20 protein-coding genes are annotated in these 19057 nt (G+C 73.0%); 13 read left to right on the top strand and 7 right to left on the bottom strand.

Annotation, left to right across the window (positions count from 1 at the left end; genetic code table 11):
- Positions 1-40 precede the first annotated feature (40 nt).
- Positions 41-676: an adenylate/guanylate cyclase domain-containing protein gene (locus tag JNK12_04825; GenBank protein MBL8775226.1), complete on the top strand. Its 636-nt coding sequence runs from the start codon at positions 41-43 to the stop codon at positions 674-676.
- A 43-nt stretch (positions 677-719) separates the two neighbouring features.
- Here the strand turns inward: JNK12_04825 and JNK12_04830 are convergent, their stop codons facing one another.
- Positions 720-1223: a redoxin domain-containing protein gene (locus JNK12_04830; protein ID MBL8775227.1), complete on the bottom strand. Its 504-nt coding sequence runs from the start codon at positions 1221-1223 to the stop codon at positions 720-722.
- An 84-nt stretch (positions 1224-1307) separates the two neighbouring features.
- Between JNK12_04830 and JNK12_04835 the strand changes: the two genes are divergently transcribed.
- On the top strand, positions 1308-2045 hold the full coding sequence (locus JNK12_04835) for a hypothetical protein (GenBank protein MBL8775228.1): 738 nt from the start codon (positions 1308-1310) through the stop codon (positions 2043-2045).
- 24 nt (positions 2046-2069) lie between these two features.
- On the opposite strand, the gene JNK12_04840 is transcribed toward JNK12_04835, so the two are convergent.
- The 3 genes from JNK12_04840 to JNK12_04850 are packed head-to-tail and all read right to left on the bottom strand — an operon-like array spanning position 2070 to position 5043.
- Positions 2070-3113: an NAD-dependent epimerase/dehydratase family protein gene (locus JNK12_04840; protein MBL8775229.1), complete on the bottom strand. Its 1044-nt coding sequence runs from the start codon at positions 3111-3113 to the stop codon at positions 2070-2072.
- Positions 3114-3118: 5 nt separating this feature from the next.
- On the bottom strand, positions 3119-4366 hold the full coding sequence (locus JNK12_04845) for a HAMP domain-containing histidine kinase (GenBank protein ID MBL8775230.1): 1248 nt from the start codon (positions 4364-4366) through the stop codon (positions 3119-3121).
- On the bottom strand, positions 4363-5043 hold the full coding sequence (locus JNK12_04850; protein MBL8775231.1) for a response regulator transcription factor: 681 nt from the start codon (positions 5041-5043) through the stop codon (positions 4363-4365). The genes JNK12_04845 and JNK12_04850 overlap by 4 nt, the downstream gene beginning before the upstream one ends.
- Before the next feature lie 226 nt (positions 5044-5269).
- On the opposite strand from JNK12_04850, the gene JNK12_04855 reads away from it, so the two are divergent.
- The 6 genes from JNK12_04855 to JNK12_04880 are packed head-to-tail and all read left to right on the top strand — an operon-like array spanning position 5270 to position 10214.
- The gene (locus tag JNK12_04855; protein MBL8775232.1) at positions 5270-5938 is read left to right on the top strand and encodes a glycosyltransferase family 2 protein; all 669 of its coding nucleotides are present in this window, start codon (positions 5270-5272) and stop codon (positions 5936-5938) included.
- Entirely contained in the window at positions 5935-6576 is a 642-nt protein-coding gene (locus tag JNK12_04860; protein MBL8775233.1) for a DUF2064 domain-containing protein, read from the top strand. Before JNK12_04855 ends, JNK12_04860 begins: the two co-directional genes overlap by 4 nt.
- A gap of 11 nt (positions 6577-6587) precedes the next feature.
- Positions 6588-7196, top strand: a complete 609-nt coding sequence (locus tag JNK12_04865) for a methyltransferase domain-containing protein (GenBank protein ID MBL8775234.1) — start codon at positions 6588-6590, stop codon at positions 7194-7196.
- Positions 7193-8368 (top strand): molybdopterin-dependent oxidoreductase, encoded by a 1176-nt coding sequence (locus JNK12_04870; GenBank protein ID MBL8775235.1) that lies wholly within the window; start codon positions 7193-7195, stop codon positions 8366-8368. Before JNK12_04865 ends, JNK12_04870 begins: the two co-directional genes overlap by 4 nt.
- Positions 8365-8820, top strand: coding sequence for a hypothetical protein (locus JNK12_04875; protein ID MBL8775236.1), 456 nt, complete (start codon positions 8365-8367; stop codon positions 8818-8820). Before JNK12_04870 ends, JNK12_04875 begins: the two co-directional genes overlap by 4 nt.
- On the top strand, positions 8817-10214 hold the full coding sequence (locus JNK12_04880; protein ID MBL8775237.1) for a hypothetical protein: 1398 nt from the start codon (positions 8817-8819) through the stop codon (positions 10212-10214). Before JNK12_04875 ends, JNK12_04880 begins: the two co-directional genes overlap by 4 nt.
- A gap of 11 nt (positions 10215-10225) precedes the next feature.
- Here JNK12_04880 and JNK12_04885 read toward each other — a convergent pair whose 3' ends face one another.
- Positions 10226-11215: a DUF808 domain-containing protein gene (locus tag JNK12_04885; protein MBL8775238.1), complete on the bottom strand. Its 990-nt coding sequence runs from the start codon at positions 11213-11215 to the stop codon at positions 10226-10228.
- 686 nt (positions 11216-11901) lie between these two features.
- On the opposite strand from JNK12_04885, the gene JNK12_04890 reads away from it, so the two are divergent.
- The 4 genes from JNK12_04890 to JNK12_04905 all read left to right on the top strand — a co-directional run bounded on the left by JNK12_04890 (position 11902) and on the right by JNK12_04905 (position 16127).
- A complete protein-coding gene (locus tag JNK12_04890) occupies positions 11902-12054 on the top strand; it encodes a hypothetical protein (protein ID MBL8775239.1) in 153 nt (50 codons plus the stop codon).
- Positions 12055-12475: 421 nt separating this feature from the next.
- Entirely contained in the window at positions 12476-13159 is a 684-nt protein-coding gene (locus JNK12_04895; GenBank protein ID MBL8775240.1) for a (d)CMP kinase, read from the top strand.
- On the top strand, positions 13159-14808 hold the full coding sequence (locus tag JNK12_04900; protein ID MBL8775241.1) for a hypothetical protein: 1650 nt from the start codon (positions 13159-13161) through the stop codon (positions 14806-14808). Before JNK12_04895 ends, JNK12_04900 begins: the two co-directional genes overlap by 1 nt.
- A 281-nt stretch (positions 14809-15089) precedes the next feature.
- Positions 15090-16127, top strand: a complete 1038-nt coding sequence (locus JNK12_04905) for a macro domain-containing protein (GenBank protein ID MBL8775242.1) — start codon at positions 15090-15092, stop codon at positions 16125-16127.
- Here the strand turns inward: JNK12_04905 and JNK12_04910 are convergent.
- Together JNK12_04910 and JNK12_04915 are read right to left on the bottom strand one after the other, a co-directional pair.
- Complete coding sequence (locus JNK12_04910) at positions 16091-16759, bottom strand: response regulator transcription factor (protein MBL8775243.1); 669 nt, start codon at positions 16757-16759, stop codon at positions 16091-16093. The two genes, JNK12_04905 and JNK12_04910, sit on opposite strands and share 37 nt — an antisense overlap.
- Positions 16756-18012 carry a sensor histidine kinase gene (locus JNK12_04915; protein ID MBL8775244.1) on the bottom strand — a complete coding sequence of 419 codons (1257 nt, stop codon included), beginning with the start codon at positions 18010-18012 and terminating at the stop codon, positions 16756-16758. Before JNK12_04915 ends, JNK12_04910 begins: the two co-directional genes overlap by 4 nt.
- A gap of 248 nt (positions 18013-18260) precedes the next feature.
- Here JNK12_04915 and JNK12_04920 point away from each other — a divergent pair, with 248 nt between their 5' ends.
- Positions 18261-19055 carry an ABC transporter ATP-binding protein gene (locus tag JNK12_04920; protein ID MBL8775245.1) on the top strand — a complete coding sequence of 265 codons (795 nt, stop codon included), beginning with the start codon at positions 18261-18263 and terminating at the stop codon, positions 19053-19055.
- Positions 19056-19057: the final 2 nt, after the last annotated feature.

Raw genomic sequence — 19057 nt, forward strand, 5'->3', positions numbered from 1 at the left:
TGCTGTCCGGAGGCTGCCCGCTGCTAGCTTTGGTTAGCAGATGAGCCGTTCCACCACCCTCGCCGCCGCCCGGAGCGCCGCCGTCCCTACGGGGGACGACGGGTTCGAGGCCGGCGTGTCGGGGATGGAGTTGCCCGAGTTCCTGCCCGACTCGTCGGGGCCCCAGGCGGTCGAGCGCACCTTCGCCTTCCTCGACCTCTGCGGGTTCACCGCCTTCACCGAGGCCGAGGGCGCCAAGCAGGCCGTGGAGGTGCTCGGCGAGTTCCGCACGTGCGCCCGCCAGCTCGCCGCCCGCCGAGGGGTGCGTATCGCCAAGTGGCTCGGCGACGGCGTGATGCTGGTGAGCACCGACCCCGGTCCCATGGTGGCCGCGGTCAGCGAGCTGCTGGCCCGCCTGGACGACTGCCCCCTGCCGGTGCGGGCGGGCATCGCCTCGGGTGAGTGCCTCCTGTTCGAGGGTGACGACTACATCGGTCGCCCCGTCAACCTCGCCGCCCGACTGAGCGACCAGGCCCGCCCCGGCCAGATCCTCGCCGACGGCGAGGTCGCCCTCATGGCGCCGGGCTGGGTCGAGGTGGTCGACCGGGGCACGCGGCGCATCAAGGGGTTCGGCCGGGTCCGTGACGTGCGCGAGGTGCGCATGGCCCACGGCGTCCGCCTCCCCGAAGCCGGCTGAACGCCGGCGGCGGCGCAGGATCTCTCTCGAGGGCCGTTCGGATTCAGGCGTCGGCGAGGGCCTGCATGCGCTCGGTGAGGCCGTCGGCGCCGAGCGCACCGAGCACGACCTCGACGTCACCGCTGTCGTCGATGAAGGCGTAGGCAGGTTGGGAGGCCACGCCGTAGTCGGACCAGATCGCTCCATCGGCGTCGACGACGTGGGTGAGGTCACCGGTGCCCGTGTCGGACAGGAAGTCCTCCATCTCCGGGACGTCGCCCCGGCCCGCCACGCCAATGATCTCGACGGACCCCTCGAGCGCAGCAGCCGATGCCACGACGTCGTCCGCCTCGCCACGACACGTCGTGCACCACGGCGCCCAGAACCACAGCACCGTGTCCTGCCCGTCGAAGGAGCTGGAGGCGAGCTCGCCACCTCCCAACGTGGGGGCGGTGAAGGGACCGGCCTCGTCTGAGCTGTCACCACCACCACCGCCACCACCGCATGCTGCGGCGCCCAAGGCGAGGGCGGCGACGAGGGCCAGCAGACGAAGGCGTGGAAGTCGCACCCTGCTGGGAACCCTGTCGGGCCAACGGGCATTCCCTGGCGCCAGGTTCGGAAGAAACGGCGCCGCCAGCGGGTTCGCTCCATCGTGACGAGCCTCCACCCGCTGCCCGAGACCTACGCCAGCACGCGCGACGCCCTCCAGCGGGTCGCCACCCACGTCCTCGCCCGGCGCCGCTTCGCGCTGAGCGGGAAGTTCGGCCTGCGGGCCACGCCGGGCGGCTTCGGGACCCCTGCGTGCGGGCCCGAGCACGAGGTGGTCCGGGTCGCCGGCACCCACCTGGCGCGCGAGCGGACGGGTGACACCAACACGACCGCCGCGCTCGATCTCCGCAGCGCGACCTTGGCGGAAGCCGCCGCGCTGGTCGAGGTCGATCTGGACGCACCCTTCGAGGCCGGCCACGACACGCCGCCGGTCGGCGACGTCACGGCGCCACTGGCCGTCGATCCTGACGCCGCCGCCGTCCTGGCCGAGTGGTACCGGCTCGGTTGGGGGGCGATCGATGCCGCCGTGGTCGGGCTCGGTGCTGACGCCACCCCGTCGGTCCTGCAGCTCTGGCCCGAGCACTTCGACGCCGGCGTCGATGTCGCCGCCGCGCCCGGGCGGCGGGTGAACCTGGGCGCCTCCCCTGGGGACGGCTTCAGCGCCCAGCCCTACCTGTACGTGGGGCCGTGGGACGCCGACCGCCCCGGCGACTCCTCCTACTGGAACGCGCCGTTCGGTGCGGTCCTCGCCTACGACGAGCTCCGCGCTGACCGGGCGTCGGCGGAGGCCGCCGTGGCCTTCCTGCTCCGCGGGGTGGGCTTGCTCGGTTCGGGCTTTTGATCGCAGCACTCGGATCCTTCCTCCTCAGCGCAGGGGCGCCGACGCGAATTCACGCATGCCGTCGTCGAAGCTGATGCCGGCGCGGTAGCCGAGCTCGGCGGCGGCCCGCTCCGGGGAGGCCACCACGTGGCGGACGTCGCCGAGCCGGTACCCGCCCACCACCTCGGGCTCGGGGGCGTCGTCGCCGAAGGCGGCACTGAGCGCGCCGGCCATCTCGCCGACGGTGTGGGGGGTGCCGCTGGCCACGTTGAACGCCCGCGACGGGGGCGCCGGCGCGGTGAGGGCGGCGAGGTTGGCGCGGGCCACGTCGTGGACGTGGACGAAGTCGCGGCGCTGCCCGCCGTCCTCGAACAGGCGGGGGGCCTCGCCGCGCTCGAGGGCGCTGCGGAAGATGCTCGCCACGCCCGCGTAGGGCGTGTCCCGGGGCATCCGTGGGCCGTAGACGTTGTGGTACCGCAGGGCGATGGCCACGGTCCCCGGGTGCTCGCGCTCGTAACAGGCGACCAGGTGCTCCTGGTGCAGCTTGGTGGCGGCGTAGACGTTGCGGGGGTCCGCCGGGGCATCCTCGGGGACGGTCCGGGGGTCGAGGGCTCGGTCGCAGCGCGGGCAGCGGGGCTCCCAGGCGCCGGCGTCGAGGTCGTCGACCCGCCGCGGCGGTGCGGGCGTGGGCCCGTGGGTGGGGCAGGCGTAGCGGCCCTCGCCGTAGATCACCATCGAGCTGGCCAGGACCAGGCGGCCCTGGAAGCCGTCGTCGTGCAGCGCCCGCAGGAGGCCCGCGGTGCCGAGGTCGTTGTGGCGGCAGTAGGTGGCCACGTCGGCGAAGTCGACCCCGAGGCCGACCATGGCCGCCTGGTGGCTCACCAGCGTGCACCCCGCCGCCACCCGGCGCACGAGCTCGTGGTCGGCGCAGTCCCCCCACACGTACTCGGCCGCCGGGTTCAGGTAGTCGGGCGGAGCGGTGTGGGCGTCGGGCAGGCAGGCGTCGAGCACGACGACCTCATGGCCTTCGGCGACGAGGGCGTCGACGAGGTGTGACCCGATGAACCCGGCGCCGCCGGTGACGAGCACGCGCGTCAACGGGCCGCCACCCCGTCGCGGCCGTGCACCGGCAGGCGCACCACGAAGCGGGCGCCGCCGTCGACGTTCGACACGGTGATGTCGCCGTCGTGGGCGGTGACCAGGGCCCGGGCGATGGCCAGCCCCAGGCCGGCACCTCCGCCGGTGCCGGGGGTGCGGGCGGCGTCGCCCCGGAAGCCGGCGTCGAAGACCCGGTCGAGGTGGTCCTCGGGGATCCCGCCGCCGGTGTCGGCGACCGAGACGAGCGCGTCGGTGCCGTCCACGGTGGCCTCGACCACCACCGAGCCGTCGGCGGGGGTGTGGCGGACGGCGTTGGCCAGGATGTTCCGAAGCACGCGCACCAGCTCGGACGGCGAGCCCTGCAACGCCATCCCGTCGCCAGGGAGGCGACCCTCGACGACCACCCCCTTGGCTTCGGCGACCGGTCGCACCCCGGCGATGGCGTCGGTCACGAGCTCGTCCAGCGACACCCGCTCGCACTCGAGGCGCAGGACGCCGCTCTGGGCCCGGCTGAGCTCGAAGAGATCATCGATCAGCGCACCCAGGCGTTCGACCTCACGTCCGAGGGTGGCGTGGTAGCGGGTCACGGTGGCGGGGTCGTCCACGATGCCGTCCTCGAGGGCCTCGGCGATGGCGCGGATGCCGGCGAGGGGCGTGCGCAGGTCGTGGGAGACCCAGGCGATCAGCTCTCGACGCGAGTCCTCGAGGGCCTGTTCGCGCTGCCTGGCCTCGCACAGGCGGTGGGCGCTGGCGTCGAGCTCCTCGGCGAGGGCATCGAGCTCGGCCGAGCCGTACCCCCGTCCGCCCACGGCCAGGCGGTCGCCGTCGCCGAGCGCCTTGGCGGCTTGCACGAGGGCCTCGCCCGAGCGGGCGACCCGGCTGCCCAGCACGAGGGCGGTGACGAGGGCCACCGTCCCTGCGCCGAGCAGCAGGATCACCAGGGCGGCTTCGTCGTGGGGCGAGAAGAACATCGCACGGGCGCCGAGGAAGGTGGCCAGCAGCGCCGCCGCCAGCGGGACCACGGCGACCAGGGTGATCTGCGTGGCGAAGGACCGGGTCCGCGACCGGCCCAACAGGATCGCGGCGACGCCGACGGCGACGAGCGCCGTGCCCGCGCCGAGGGCCAGGAGGGACGCGGCATCGGCGGCGCCCATGCCGGAGCGCACGCCGGTGATGAGTAGCGCGATGCCGCCGAGCACGGCGAGGCCGGCGGCCCAGCGATCGAGCGAGGCGGCCCGGGTCATCCGTCCCACCGGTAGCCCACGCCCCAGACGGTGCGGATGAGCACAGGGGCCGAGGGGTCCTCCTCGATCTTCTCGCGCAGGCGGCGGACGTGGACGGTGACCGTGGACGCGTCGCCGTAGGTGTAGCCCCACACGGCCTCGAGCAGCTCCTCGCGGGCGAACGCCTTCCCGGGGTGCGTGCAGAGGTGGGCGAGCAGGTCGAACTCCCGGGCGGTGAGTGACACCAGCTCAGGGTCCCCGCCGCGCCGGCGGGTCACCTGGCGGGCGGCGAGGTCGATGACGAGGGTGCCGGCTCGCACGATGGTGGCCCCCGCCGGGGGCAGCACCTGGCCGCCCGCCCGGCGCAGCACGGCGCGGACGCGGGCGACCAGCTCGCGGGGCGAGAAGGGCTTGGCCACGTAGTCGTCGGCGCCGAGCTCGAGGCCCAGGAGGCGGTCGGTCTCGTCGCCGCGGGCGGTCAGCATGATGATGGGCACCGGCAAGGTCTCGCGCAGGCGCCGGCACACCTCGTAGCCGTCCATGCCGGGCAGCATCAGGTCGAGCACCACGAGGTCGGGCTCCTGATCGAGCGCCACGGCGAGGCCGACGGCGCCGTTCGACTCCCACCTCGCCTCGAAGCCCTCCCGTTCGAGATAGCGCACGACGATCTCGGCCACGGTCGGATCGTCCTCGATCATCAGCACGGATGCCGTGGCGGTGGGATCGGGCTCGTCCGTGCGGTCCGACACGCCGGCGGCGGGGGCCGGTTCGGGGGTGCTCACGCTCGCGAGGGTAGGACCGGTCCCCTGCGTGGGGGAGGGCGGGCGGCGGATGTTTCGCGGCTCGTAAGACTCTCGGCGGGTTTCGCGGATCGTAAGGCGAACTCCGGCCTCGGGGCCGGGGCCCGTCGTTACGTTCCGCCGCATGCCCGACGTGATCCTTCCCGTGCTCGACGAGGCCGAGGCCCTGCCTGCGGTCCTCGCCGGCCTGCCCCCCGGCTACCACCCGATCGTGGTGGACAACGGCTCGACCGACGGGTCGGCCGAGGTGGCCCGCGCTCACGGCGCCGAGGTGGTGCACGAGCCTCGCCGGGGCTTCGGCGCGGCCTGCCACCGCGGCCTCGTGGCCGCCCGTGCCGAGGTCGTGTGCTTCATGGACGCCGACGCCTCGATGAGCGGGGCGGACCTCCCGAGGGCGGCCGAGGCGGTCCTCGATGGCCGCGCCGACCTCGTGCTCGGGGCGCGACAGCCCGAACCGGGGGCCTGGCCACTGCACGCCCGGGTGGCCAACCGGGTGTTGGCGTCCGACATCCGACGTCGGACGGGCTTGCCGCTGCACGACCTCGGCCCACTGCGGGCCGCCCGACGCGAGCCGTTGCTGGCCTTGGGGATCGACGACCGCCGCTTCGGGTGGCCCCTCGAGATGGTGCTGCGGGCCGCCGCCGACGGCTGGAGGATCGAGGAGATCCCCGTCGGGTACTCGCCGCGCGTGGGGCGGTCGAAGGTGACGGGCACGGTGCGAGGCACGGTCCGCACGGTCCGGGACATGGCGCAGGTCGCGGGGTCACTTCGAGTTGGGGGCTCGGTCCGATGAGCCGGCTGCCCGCGGTGGTGGTGATGGCCAAGGCGCCCCAGGCCGGTCGGTCCAAGACCCGGCTGTGCCCGCCCTGCCGGCCCGAGCAGGCGTCCGCCCTGGCCGAGGCGGCGCTGCGCGACACCCTCGACGCCGTGCTGGCCACGCCCGGCGTGCGGCGGGTCGTCGCCCTGGACGGATCGGTCGGGTCCTGGCTGCCGCGTGGCTTCGAAGTCGTGGGACAAGAGGGCGACGGCCTCGACGAGCGCCTGGCCCGCGCTGTCGAGCGGGTCGGCGGGCCGGTGGCCGTGATCGGCATGGACACGCCCCAGGTCACGCCGGAGGCGATCACCGTGATCCTCGGCGGGATCGGACCCGGACGGGCCGTCCTCGCCCCGGCCGCCGACGGCGGCTGGTGGGCCCTCGGCCTGCATCGCGCCGACGGGGCGGTCTTCCGTGATGTCCCCATGAGTCGGGACGACACCGGTGCCCGCCAGACCGAGCAGCTCCGGCGCTGCGGTCTCGACGTGCGGCGAGGCGCGGAGCTCATCGACATCGACCACTGGCCCGACGCCCTGGCGGTGGCGGCGGCGGCGCCCCGGACGCGCACCGCCGCCCTGGTCGCGCAGATCGAGGCGTCGCTGGCGGTGCCCCGGTGACGGCGACGACGTTGACCGCGAGACCCACCACGGCGGGCGCCACCGTCCTGCGCACCGGGGCCGGTGAGATCACCGACGGAGGACGCTGGGTGGCGCCGCTCGAGCTGGCCGACGAGGACGCGCTCGACCGCTGCCGCCCGCCGGTCCTCGACGTCGGGTGCGGGCCGGGGCGCCACACGGTCGCCCTTGGCCGGCGCGGCGTCCCCGCGCTCGGCGTGGACATCACGCCGGCCGCGGTCGAGTGGGCGCTGCCCCGCGGTGCGCTCGTGTTGCACCGCAGCGTGTTCGACCGGCTCCCCGGCACCGGCCGGTGGGGCACGGTGCTGCTGCTGGACGGCAACCTCGGCATCGGCGGCGACCCCGAGGCGCTGCTGCGCCGGTCCACGGAGCTGCTGGCCCCCGGGGGCCTCGTGGTCGCAGAACTCGATCCACCCGGGACGCCGGCACGCCCGACGAGCGCCCGCCTCGAGGTGGCGGGTGCGCCCGGGCCCTGGTTCGCCTGGGACCGGGTCCCCATCGACCACCTGGCCGCGCTCGCCGAAGACGTCGACCTCGCGGTCGACGATGTCTGGGAGCGGGACGGCCGCTGGTTCGCCGTGCTGCGGCGAGGCCAGCGGTGAGCGCCGTCGCCACGTCCCGGGCGGTGAGGGTGCCCCGGTTCGCGAGCCGTCAACACGACGAGGTGAACGCCGCCTGGCTGGGCATCGCCCTCGGTGCCTGCTTCACGATCTGCTTCGTCACCGGCGTCGTGTCCCACCTGGTCCAGGACCCGGCGTCGTGGTTCCACTGGCCGGCCCGGCCGGCGGGCCTCTACCGACTGAACCAGGGGCTGCACGTCACCACCGGCATCGCCGCCATCCCGCTGCTGCTGGCGAAGCTCTGGGTGGTCTTCCCGAAGCTCTTCGCCTGGCCCCCCTTCCGGTCCGTGGCGCAGGCGGTCGAGCGTCTGGCCCTCCTGCCCCTCGTCGGCGCCAGCCTCTTCCTGCTCGTCACCGGGGTGGGCAACGTGAACATCTGGCGGCCCTACGACTTCAGCTTCCGCACCGGTCACTACGCCGCGGCGTGGATCGTCGTGGGGGCGCTGGTGGTCCACGTCGGGGCCCGGTGGGCGACCACGCGCGACGTGTTCACCCGTCGCCGCGCGAACCCGCCGGCGAACGGACCGACCGACGTCGAGGACGCCGCCCCGTCGAGCGGCCTCAGCCGCCGGGCCTTCCTCGGCACGACCGCCGCGGCGAGCGGTGCGCTCGCCCTGTTCACCGTGGGCCAGACGTTCGCCCCGCTGCGCCACCTCGCCTTCCTCGCCCCGCGGCGGCCCGACAGCGGTCCCCAGGGCTTCCCCGTCAACCGGACCGCGGCCTCCGTCGGGCTCACCGACGTGGACCTCGCCGCCTACCGGCTCGAGGTGGTCGGGGACGGGGTCACCCGCTCGCTGTCGCTGAGCTACGACGACCTGCGGTCCCTCCCGCAGCGTGAGGCCACCCTGCCCATCGCCTGCGTCGAGGGGTGGAGCACGAACCAACGCTGGCGGGGGGTGCCGGTGCGCGACCTCTTGGCTCTCGCCGGTGCCCGCGAGGGTGCCGAGGCCACGGTGGTGGCGCTGCACGACAATCCGCGCCAGCGGACGTCGCCGCTCTCCTCGGCCCAGGCCGCCGACCCCGACACGCTGCTGGCCCTCGAGGTGGGCGGAGAGGTGCTCGCCCCGGACCACGGCTTCCCGGTCCGCCTCATCGGGCCCAACCGGCCCGGCGTGCAGCAGACCAAGTGGGTCGCCCGCCTGGAGGTCGCGTGAACCGGATCCCGCTGCAGGACGACGAGCACGGTGGTGCGCGCTTCTGGGTGTCGCTGTGCGTGGGCGTGGTCGTCATGGGTTGGGGCGTGTGGCTCTTCCTCGGCGCCACCTCGTCGGGGGAGGCGCGGCGGAGCTTCGCCACCTGGCTCGTGGGGGCGGACCTCGTGCACGACCTGGTGGTGGCACCCGTCGTCGCCCTCGCCGCCTGGGGTCTCGCCCGGGTGGTGCCCGACCGGTGGTGGCCGCCCGTCCAGGCCGGGGTCGTGATCAGCGCGTTCGTGCTGCTCCTCGCCGTGCTGCCGCTCGCGGGCACGGCCGGCGGGACGGGCAACCCCACCATCCAGCCCTTGAACTACGCCACGTCGACCCTCACCGCCCTGGCGCTCGTCTGGGGCGCGGTCGGGGTCTGGTTCGTCGGGGGGCGCCTACGGAGGCGGTGGTCCGGGCGATGACGATGACCGAAGGGGCGACCCCGTCGTCGGCGTCACCGCCGCCGTCCACCACCGGGGACCCGTCCGACCTGGCCGACCACGGGGCGGGACGCCGCCTCGGCTGGTGGCCGGCGATCGTCGGCATCGGCGCCTGGCTGCTCCTGGTGCTCGTGGCCCGGGCCTGGGCGCTCGCCATCGTCCGCGACCAGGGGTTCGAGGCGCTCCGGCTCGGCGCGGCGCCGCTCGTCGGTCGCGGTGACTTCCTGGTGGCCCCGATGACGCTGGTCGGGCTCGCCGTGGGGGTGGCAGCCGTCGCCCTCGCCCCCCACCTCGTCCGGCTCCGGTGGCGTGCCCTCCTGGTGGCGGTGCTGGTCGGCGCCGTCGTGTGGCCGGTGGCCGTGAACCTGTCGCGCGGGCCCGAGGCCCTCACCGCCCCCTTGACCCGCGCGGGCGACGAGTACCTGCCCGACGTGGGCGAGGTCGACGCCGCCGGCGGGCCGAGGGCGTTCCTGCAGGACTTCCCCGAGCGCATCGACGACTACAACGTCCACGTCCGCAGCCATCCCCCCGGCTTCCTGCTGCTCCTCTGGGCGCTGGACGGCCTCGGTCTCGGCGGCGCCGGCTGGGCGGCGGCGCTCTGCATCCTCGGCGGGGCCCTCGCCGCCCCCGCGGTGCTGGTGGCCACCCGGGACGTGGCGGGGGAGCAGTGGGCGCGCGCCGCCGCGCCCTTCGTCGCGGTGTCGCCGGCGGCGCTGTGGGTCGCCACCACCGCGGACGCGCTCTACGCCGGGGTGGGTGCCGTCGGGGTGACCACGCTGATCCTCGCCTCTCGGCGTCCCGGGCGGACGGCCGCCCCCTTCGCACTCGCCGGTGGGGTGCTCCTCGGCGCGTGTGCCCTTTTGTCCTACGGCCTCGGCCTGCTGTGGCTGGTCCCGCTCCCGGTCCTGCTCCACCGGCGGCGGCCGCGGGTGCTCGTCATCGCCCTGGCGTCGGCCGCCGCGGTGGTGGGGGTCTTCGCGCTGGCCGGCTTCGACTACCTCGCCGCGTTCGAAGTGACGCGGCGAGAGGTCGCCGAGAGCGTCCAGCGCACCCGGCCGTACGTCTTCTCGCTGGTCTCCAACGCGGCTGCACTGGCCCTGGCCGCGGGGCCCGCGGTGATCGTGGGCCTCGTGGCGCTGCGCGACCGGCAGGTCTGGCGCGTGGTCGGGGGTGCGCTGGCGGCCGTCGCCCTCGCTGCGCTCGTCGGCCTGTCGAAGGGCGAGGTCGAGCGGATCTGGCTGGCGTTCACGGTGTGGTTGCTGGCCGCCGGCGGGGTCGCCGTCCGGCGATGGGGACCGGCGTCACTGCGGTGGTGGCTCGGTGCCCAGGTGGCGGTGGCGCTGGTGGTCCAGGCGGTGTTCCGCACGGGCTGGTGAGGCGCCCGTGCTCAGTGGGCGGGAGGCGCCTCGGGTGTCGCTTCGGGCGTCGGCCCGGTCCCGGCGCCGGCCTTGGGCTTGCGCTTCGGGAGCAGCGAGATCACCCCCACGATGACGGCGCCGACCACGAAGCCCAGCGCCGCGGAGGCGGCGGTGTTGATCAGCCACTCGAGGACACCGGCGGCGCTGCCGACGTCGTGGACGGTGTGCTCGAGGTCGTGGACGACGTCGTAGGGAGCGTGCCACCCCAGCTCGTCGGCGCCGGCGAGGATGATGTGCCCGCCCACCCAGAGCATCGCCGCGGTGCCCACGATCGAGAGCACCTTCAGGAGCTTCGGCATGCCCCGCACCAGGAGGCGCCCGGCACGCTGCGACGAGGGGGAGTCCCTCTGCGCGAGGGCCAGCCCGGCATCGTCCATCTTCACGATGAGGGCGACGACCCCGTAGACGATCGCCGTGATGAGCACCGCGACGACCACGAGGATGACGGCCCGGGACACGATGGGCTCGTCGATGACCTCCTTCAGGGCGATCACCATGATCTCCGCGGAGAGGATGAAGTCGGTGCGGATGGCGCCGGAGATGGTGCTCCGTTCGGCATCGGGCCCCTGCAGGGCCACCGGCACGTCGTGCGCGTGGTCGTCGTGCTTCAGGGCGTGGATCACCTTGTGGGCGCCCTCGTAGCAGAGGAAGGCACCGCCGCTCATCAGGATGATCTCGACCAGCGTGGGGGCGATCGCACTCAGGATCAGCGCCGCCGGCAGGATGAACAGCAGCTTGTTGCGCAGTGAACCGACCGCGATCTTGCGGATGATGGGAAGCTCCCGCGACGCCGCGAGGCCCTGCACGTAGTTCGGGGTCACGGCGGTGTCGTCGACGACGACACCGGCGGCCTTCATGCTGGCGCGGCCGGCGGCGGCGCCCACGTCGTCGACGGACGCGGCCGCCAGCTTGGCCAGCGCCGCCACATCATCGAACAGTCCGACCAGGCCCCCGGCCATCACCCTCGCTCACCGCTCGCGGATCGTCGTGTGAGGCTACACAGCCGGCGTCGGCGACCGGCGGCTCAGGCGCCGCCGGCCACGGCGAGGAAGCCGATGTTGCTCTGTCACGAACGGCGTCGGGCAGCCGAACCGTCGTTGGCGGCGACCTCGGTGAGGGCGTACACCGAGGCACCGGTGTCGGCCGCCGACGTCGTGTCGAACGACCTGCCACAGGTGTTCACGGTCACTAGGCCCGTGGCGGGGGCGGTCCCAGCGATACCACACCGAGGCCCCCCGGCTTTGGCGGCGTGGTTCGGCTCGCCCGGGTCCTGGGTGGCCCCGACGTTGGAGCCCGACATCGTACCGCCGGCGCTGCTGACCGGGAGTGCCCCGCGAACGAGTCGTTCGCCGCCGTGGTGGTGAAGGTGCAGGTGGTGTGCTCGTCGGAGGCGAGTGAGATCGTGACGCGCCGGTTCGCGAGGCCACCGAGTCCCCGGTGGTGCACGTCAACGAGGTCAACGACCAACCGGAGACGGCGGTCTGGGTGATGGAGTAGGTGCCGGGGGTGAGCTCTGCGCCGGTGACCGATCGCGGCAGCGCCGGTTCGCTGTCGTCGTTGAGCGAGAAGGTGTGCAGGCCACACCCTGGCAGCCGCTGAACGCGAAATCCTGACTGGAGTCGGTCCGCTGTCCTGGACGATGGTGATGGCCGCCGACCGGTTGGTGAAGGTGCAGGTGGTGTGCTCGGCGGCGCCGGGAGAGATCGTCACCCGGTTGGCCAGGTCGACAGACTCACTGGTGTCGCACACGAGCGACGTGAGGCTGAAGCCGCCGAGCGCGCGCTGGGTGATGGTGTAGGTGGCCGGCCTGGCAGTCGTTGCCGTTCTACCCGTCGTTCACCGTGTCGGTGCCGACCCGTGCCCGGCCGTCGAACTCCTGTTGGGAACCGCCTCCGCCGACCCCGAGGGGCCACTCCGTCCGCCCGGACCAAGCGCGACCGTAAGGGTCGCCACGGTGAGAGCAACTCGTACGGAGCGACGGGGCTCGCCCCGCTGATCGGGCTCGACCGGCCTTCCGGCGGCAGCCGCCCCTCGGTCATCCCGCCGTCGACCCTGTACAGCGTCACGGTGATCCCGCTGCGACGAGCGCCGCGCCCGTGATGTCGGCAGTGGACGGCCGCGAGCCGGGGGTTCCCGCTCGGACAACGGGCGCTGCGATCGTCGTGCGGGCGTCGAGAGAGCGCTAGCGTCCTGCGCATGATCGGTCGGGATCGACCTCGGTGACGCCGACGGAGATCATCGCGATCGACGGGCCGGCGGGTGCAGGTAAGTCGACCGTCACTCGCCTAGTGGCCGAAGCGGTGGGGGCGGACCCCTTGGACACGGGCGCGCTCTACAGGGCGGTCACCGCAGCGGTGCTCTCCGCCGGCGTCGACCCTGCGATCGACGGCGCCCTGGAGTCCTTTCTACAGAACCTGGAGATCACGACGAGCCCACGGGTCACCATCGCCGGCTTCGAGCTGTCCTCCCCTGAGCTCAGGACGTCGGAGGTGGACAGCGTCGTTGCTGTGGTCGCGGCGTCGACGCAGGTACGCGAGGCGATGCGGGCGGTTCAGCGCGAGTGGGCGAGCGCTCGTCCCTCCGTGGTGGTCGAGGGTCGCGACATTGGGACGGTCGTGTTCCCGGACGCCGACCTCAAGGTCTTCCTCACCGCCGATCTGGGCGAGCGGGCGAGGCGGCGGTCAGCGCAGGCCGGTGGCTCGGACGCTTCCGAGGTCCAGTCGAGCCTTGCCGAACGGGACGAGCGCGACACGGTACGGAGTCACTCGCCCCTTCGGCCGGCCCCTGACGCCTCTGTCATCGACACGACGACCCTCAGCCTCGAGGAGGTGGTTCAACGTGTGCTCACTCTGTGGGCGGACAGCACGTCGGGCGACAGCGGGCCGGTCGAAGGGGTGAGCTGATGTCCGACCGCCTACGCACCCCGCGGCGAGCACTCGTCGGCGGGACCATGGTCGGGGGCGCCGTGCTGGTGGCGCTGGCGCTGGCGCCTGGAGCGTTGGCCCAAGACGCGCCGACGTCCTCGACGAGCACCACTGCCCCGACCCCAGTGGTCGTCGCACCCGGCGCGCAGGATCAACTGGACGAGCTCGACGCCCAGCTAGCGGTGCTCAACGCAAGACTCGGCGCAGTCGAGCAGGAGACCGCTGCCTCCACGTCGTCGGTGGACTCGCTCGAGACCTTCCTGACTTGGGCGTTCGCGCCCATCGCGGTCCTTGTCGGCCTGCTTGCAGCCGGAGGGATCGCCGGCACGGTGAACTCCATGCGGATGGACAACCGGGCGGGGCAGATGCACCAGCTCGCGATGTCCGGCGAAGCGACCGCCCAGCTCCGGGCCGAGCAGTCGCACGTGACCTTTCTCGATGCCTCCCAGAAGACCTTGACCCTCGTCAACGAGACGCTGGAGCTGGCCAAGGACGCGAGCGCACGCGCCGCAACGAGCATGGCCGAGCGGGCGAACGGCAAGCTCAACGACCTCACCTCGCGCGCTCGCAAGGAGCTGTCGCAGTTCATCATCAGCGGCGAGTTCAAGAGCCTCGTGACCGAGCCGAACACCACCAAGGAGACGCTGGCGATCGCCGACGAGCTTCGCACGTTGGAGGGACTGTTCTCGGTCCAGGACATCAGCCTCACGGCCCCCTGCCTGTTCATGCGGGGGATGGCCAGCCACCTCCGCCAGGACCCTGGTTCCGCTATCTCCGACCTCAACGACGCGGTCGCGAGCAGGGACGGCGAGCAGCTGATCGACCTCGCCTACTACTGGATCGCCTACGAGCACAACAACCTCGGCCAGTACGACCAGGGCCGCAACACATTCGCCCGCGCTCGCGAGCGGGCGACGCAGAGCGGTCGCGACAGGGTGGCCCTGGACCTGTCGGCCAAGGAACACGAGAGCACCTTCTTCGGGCTGGCTGCCGCGTTCGAGAGGGACCCGAAGCCGGACACGATCGAGGCTGTCAAGGAGATCCGCAGCGCGCTCGAACTCCTGATCGAGGAGGCACGACGGCGCGGGTTCACTGCCGAACGTGCCCAGCTTTCGAACATTGACGGGAACATCCGTACCTGGGTCGCGCTTCAGGCACCCGAACCCGCCGAGCAGGCGGCGGCCTGGCGGCAAGCGGCGGCGGCGTACCAGGACTCCGTCGACGCCAAGCCGAGCTGGTACGCCGAGCTTGGCCTGCTTGAGTGCGAGTGGCGCCTGAGCGAGCTCGGCGAGGCCCCGTGCCCCCGTCCCGAGCGCTACGCAGCGCTCGCGGAGCGGGTGTCCGACGACGTCGACCGTCGCTACGAGCCGCGGAGCCGGGTCCTGCTGCACGAGGCCAACTTCCTCTGCCGCGGGAGGGCGGCGGTGATCACCCAGCGGGAGGACAACGATGACGAGTCGGCGCTTCGCGACTACCTGCCGACCCACGGGACCGTCCGTCAGGCGCTCGAGGGGGTGAGGAAGGAGGTCACCCTGTACTCGGCCGTCACCAAGGTGAACCTGGACCGGCTCGACTTCCTCGCCGAGGTCGACGACCTGGCAGCGGAGTTCCGCGACGGGCTCCCGTGAGCGAGGTCGGGCCCCGACCCGCTGACGCGGCGCCGTCGGGAGGCGGCACTGGATCGCCGACGGGTCCCGCCCCGCCGGCGGAACCGGCCTCGTTCGACGTGTGGGACGATCGCACCCTCACCCTGTTCCCAGAGGACGTCGGGCCGACGAACCGCCTCTTCGGCGCAGAGAGCGCGCAGGCGGGCGTGCCCCCGCCACCGGTGCGGGTGTGCCCGACCGCAGACGGCCACTTCTCGGAGACGGCGGTGCAGCGGGTCACGGTCCGCCAGGTGCACACCAGGGTGCCCACCCGGGACAAGGTCCTGCTCGGGCTGTCACTGTCCAGCCTCTCTCTGGTACTGGCCGCCTTCATCTTCAATCTGAACACCGCGGCCCGTCTGGCGCTGATCTTCGCAGGCGTGGCAGGGACCATCGGCTTCGCGCGCAACGCCATGCCTTCCGCGATGACCTGGCTCGGACTCACGGGCCGGGTCGAGGGTCGGGTCGCCCACAGCTTCATTCATCGCAGCTGTCCCAAGTGCGGCCGGGAGTTGGAGCATTCCTGCAAGGGTTGCGGGCGGTGGCTGATTGACGCCGACGAGAGCTTCTGCTGGAACTGCGGCATCAAGTACTGGTGGGCGGTGCTCCACGAGGAGTCCGGGAAGGAGCGGCTCGACGAGTGGAAGTCGAGCTCGCACAAGCTGATCGACGCTGGCTCGACGAGGACGGTCTGGACGCTGGTGTGCAGCATCACTCAGGTTCCCGTCGACGCAGTCGTGTCCACTGACACGGCGGACGGGGCCATGAAGGGCGAGGTCGCGGTCCACCTCTTCGCGATGGGCGGGAGTGGGATTGAGGCCGAGTCGATGGCCGCGGTCGCAGGCAGGCGTGACGTGGAGGGGGACGGCGAGGCCCGGGAGTCGTGGATCACCAACGCGGGGACGCTGCCTGCCCACCACGTGATCCACTTGCCCCTCGTCGGTCGGTCGCTCAGCGCCGGGGAGGTCGAGAAGGCGGTGCTCGACGTCCTGGCCCTCGCAGCGGAGGAGGGGCTCGCCAGCGTGGCGCTGCCCCTCCTGGGCACGGGCAGGGGCGAGATGACCCACGAGGTCGCGACGCTGGAGATCTACAGAGCCGTGCTCCGGTGGCAGGAGGCGCCCGCAACGTCCGTCAAGGACATCATCGTGATCTTCCGTGAAGAGGACGAAGCCGTTCGGTTCCGGGAGGTGGTGCGCAAAGCGGACGCCACGGCGAAGGACCTCGACACGCCGTCGGAGGACCCGCCGGACTTGGTCCAATCCGTTCAGGCGCCGCCGGGCGTGACGACACCGGACTCGTAGGCCTCGACCACGAGTTGGGCCCGGTCGCGGACCCCGAGCTTGGTGAGCAGGCGGCTGACGTGGGTCTTGGCCGTGGCCGGCGACATGAAGAGGGTCTCGGCGATCTCGGCGTTCGAGCAACCCCGGGCGACGGCCACGAGCACCTCGTGTTCGCGTTCGGTCAGCAGCGCCAGCCCGGGGTTGGTCTCGGCAGGACTCGTCGCCGGTCGCTCGGCGAACTCCTCGATCAGACGGCGGGTGATGCTCGGCGCAAGGAGGGCGTCGCCGTCGGCCACCACCCGCACCGCGGCCAGCAGCTCGTCGGGCAGCGTGTCCTTGAGCAGGAAGCCGCTGGCGCCGGCCCGCAGCGCCTCGAACACGTACTCGTCGAGATCGAACGTGGTCAGGATCAACACGCGGCACGACTCGGTGCGCTCGGCGGCGGTGATCCGGCGGGTGGCCTCGAGGCCGTCGACCTCGGGCATGCGAATGTCCATGAGGATGACGTCGGGCCGCTCGCGCTCGGCCAGCGCCACCGCCTCCGCTCCGTTGGCCGCTTCGCCCACGACCTCGATCTCGGGGTCCGAGCGCAACAGCACCGTGAAGCCGCTGCGCACGAGGGCCTGGTCGTCGACGACGGCGACGCGGATCATCGGGTGGCCTCGTCGACGGATGGGCCCAGGAGCGCGACCGCGTCGTCGGCCGCCTCCGGGTCGAACGGCAGCCGGGCGTGGACTCGGAAGCCGCCGGCCGCCTGCGGCCGCGCGTCGAGGGTTCCCCCGTACACCGCCACCCGTTCGCGCATCCCCATCAGGCCATGGCCCGCGTCGGGGTCGGCGGCGAGGTCGATGCCGCGTCCGTCGTCGGTGACATCGATCTCCACGGCACCGGGGACGAGCGCGACGACGGCCCGGGCGGTCGCGCCGGGCCCGCCGTGCTTCAACACGTTCGTCAGGGCTTCCTGCACGACCCGGTAGGTCGTGAGCTCGACGCCCTTCGGGATGTCGTCGTCGGGGCCGTCGTGGCCGTCGATGCGAAGCTGCGTGGGCACCCCCGCATCGTTGAGGTCGGCGGCGAGGGCGGACAGGTCGGCGAGGCCCGGTGCCGGGTTGCGGGCGGTCGCGGTGCCTTCGTCGTCGCGCAGCACGCCGAGCAGGCGGCGGATCTCGGTGAGGGTCGAGCGGCTGGTGGACGAGATCGCCTCCAGCGAACGCTTGGCCTCGGCCGGGTCCGTGTCGATCACGTGCATGCCCGCGCCCGCCTGCACGGCGATGACCCCCATGGAGTGGGCGACGACGTCGTGGAGCTCCTGGGCGATGCGCAGGCGCTCGTCGGCGAGCGCCCGTCGGGCCTCCTCCGCCTGCTCGCGGGCGACCGCCTCCGTGCGCTGCTCGAAGGCCTCGAGCCGGGCGGCCCGGGACTGCTGCGCCCAGCCGAGGAGGAAGGCGGCCGCGAACGTCCCCACGTTGGCCACCAGGCCGCCGAAGTCGAAGCCGGGTGGATCGGAGAGATAGAGCGTGACGAGCCCGACGACCACGAACACGTACCCACCGACGACCCACCGGAGGGTGCAGCGGGCGCCGACCGTGAAGGCGCCGAACAGGGCGATGATCGGCGTGGCCCCCTCGAAGTAGCCGAGTCCTGACAGCACGAGGACGGCCGACGAGGCCAGCACGAACACGGCGAACGGGGCCTTCCGGCGCACGAAGTAGGGGACGGCCGTCCCGAGGAGCAACAGCGTGCCGAGCGCTTCGGAGGTGGGCTCGACCACGTCACGATTGGTGGGGCTCCCCGAGGTCGACACGAAGGCCACGACGAGGAAGAGGGTGGTCCAGGCCGCGTCGACCACCGCGGGGTGCTCGGCGGCGGCGCGCTTCCAGCGGGTCCCGGTCGCGACGGCGTCCACACGGCAACGGTAGGACGGGTGGGGGCCGGCCGCATCCGCCTCGAGGTGCTCTGCGTGTACGCCTGGAGGTGTACGGCCCCGGTGACGCATGGCGCACACGATCGCTTCGATCGCCCCGGATCAGCGCACCGGAATCCTCCGGAGGGCGGACGGCGAACACGACGCGGGGCCGACGACGCGGCCGGCGCCGGGGCGCACCGTGGGACGTGGCCGGAAACGCCGGCCGACACCGACGAACGGAGCCCCGCATGTCCAGCACCCTCGCGACCCCCCGCCTCCCCGTGGCCCCAGGTCTCCTCGGCGCCACGTCGGGCGCGCCGACGCCGGCCGCCGCTGCGGTCGAGGCCACCAAGGTCTACGGCCGCGGCGAAGCCGAGGTCCGCGCCCTCGACGGCGTCACCGTCGCCTTCGGCGGCGGACGCTTCACCGCCATCATGGGTCCATCGGGCTCGGGCAAATCCACCCTCATGCACTGCCTCGCCGGCCTCGACACCCTGTCGAGCGGCTCGGTCCGGGTGGGGGACACCGACCTGAGCGCGCTCAAGGAGCGCCAGCTCACCAAGCTTCGCCGGGACCGCATCGGGTTCGTGTTCCAGGCCTTCAACCTGGTGCCGACGCTGTCCGCCGAGGAGAACATCACCCTCCCGATGGCGCTGGCCGGGCGTCGCCCCGACCAGGCGTGGGTCGACCACGTGATCGACACCGTCGGCCTGCGCCCCCGCCTCGAGCACCGGCCGTCCGAGCTCTCCGGCGGCCAGCAGCAGCGGGTCGCCGTGGCCCGGGCCCTGGCCAGTCGCCCGGAGATCGTCTTCGCCGACGAGCCGACCGGCAACCTCGACTCCCGCACCGGTGCCGAGATCCTCTCGTTCATGCGTCAGGCCGTGCGTGAGCTCGGCCAGACCATCGTCATGGTGACCCACGACCCGGTCGCCTCCTCCTACGCCGATCGGGCCCTGTTCCTCGAGGACGGCCGGATCGTCGACGACCTCCCCGACCCCACCGCCGACTCGGTCTTCGACCGCATGCGGCACCTCGGAGCGTGATC

Source organism: Acidimicrobiales bacterium (genome assembly GCA_016794585.1).
Classification (GTDB): Bacteria; Actinomycetota; Acidimicrobiia; order Acidimicrobiales; family DATDAH01; genus JAEUJM01.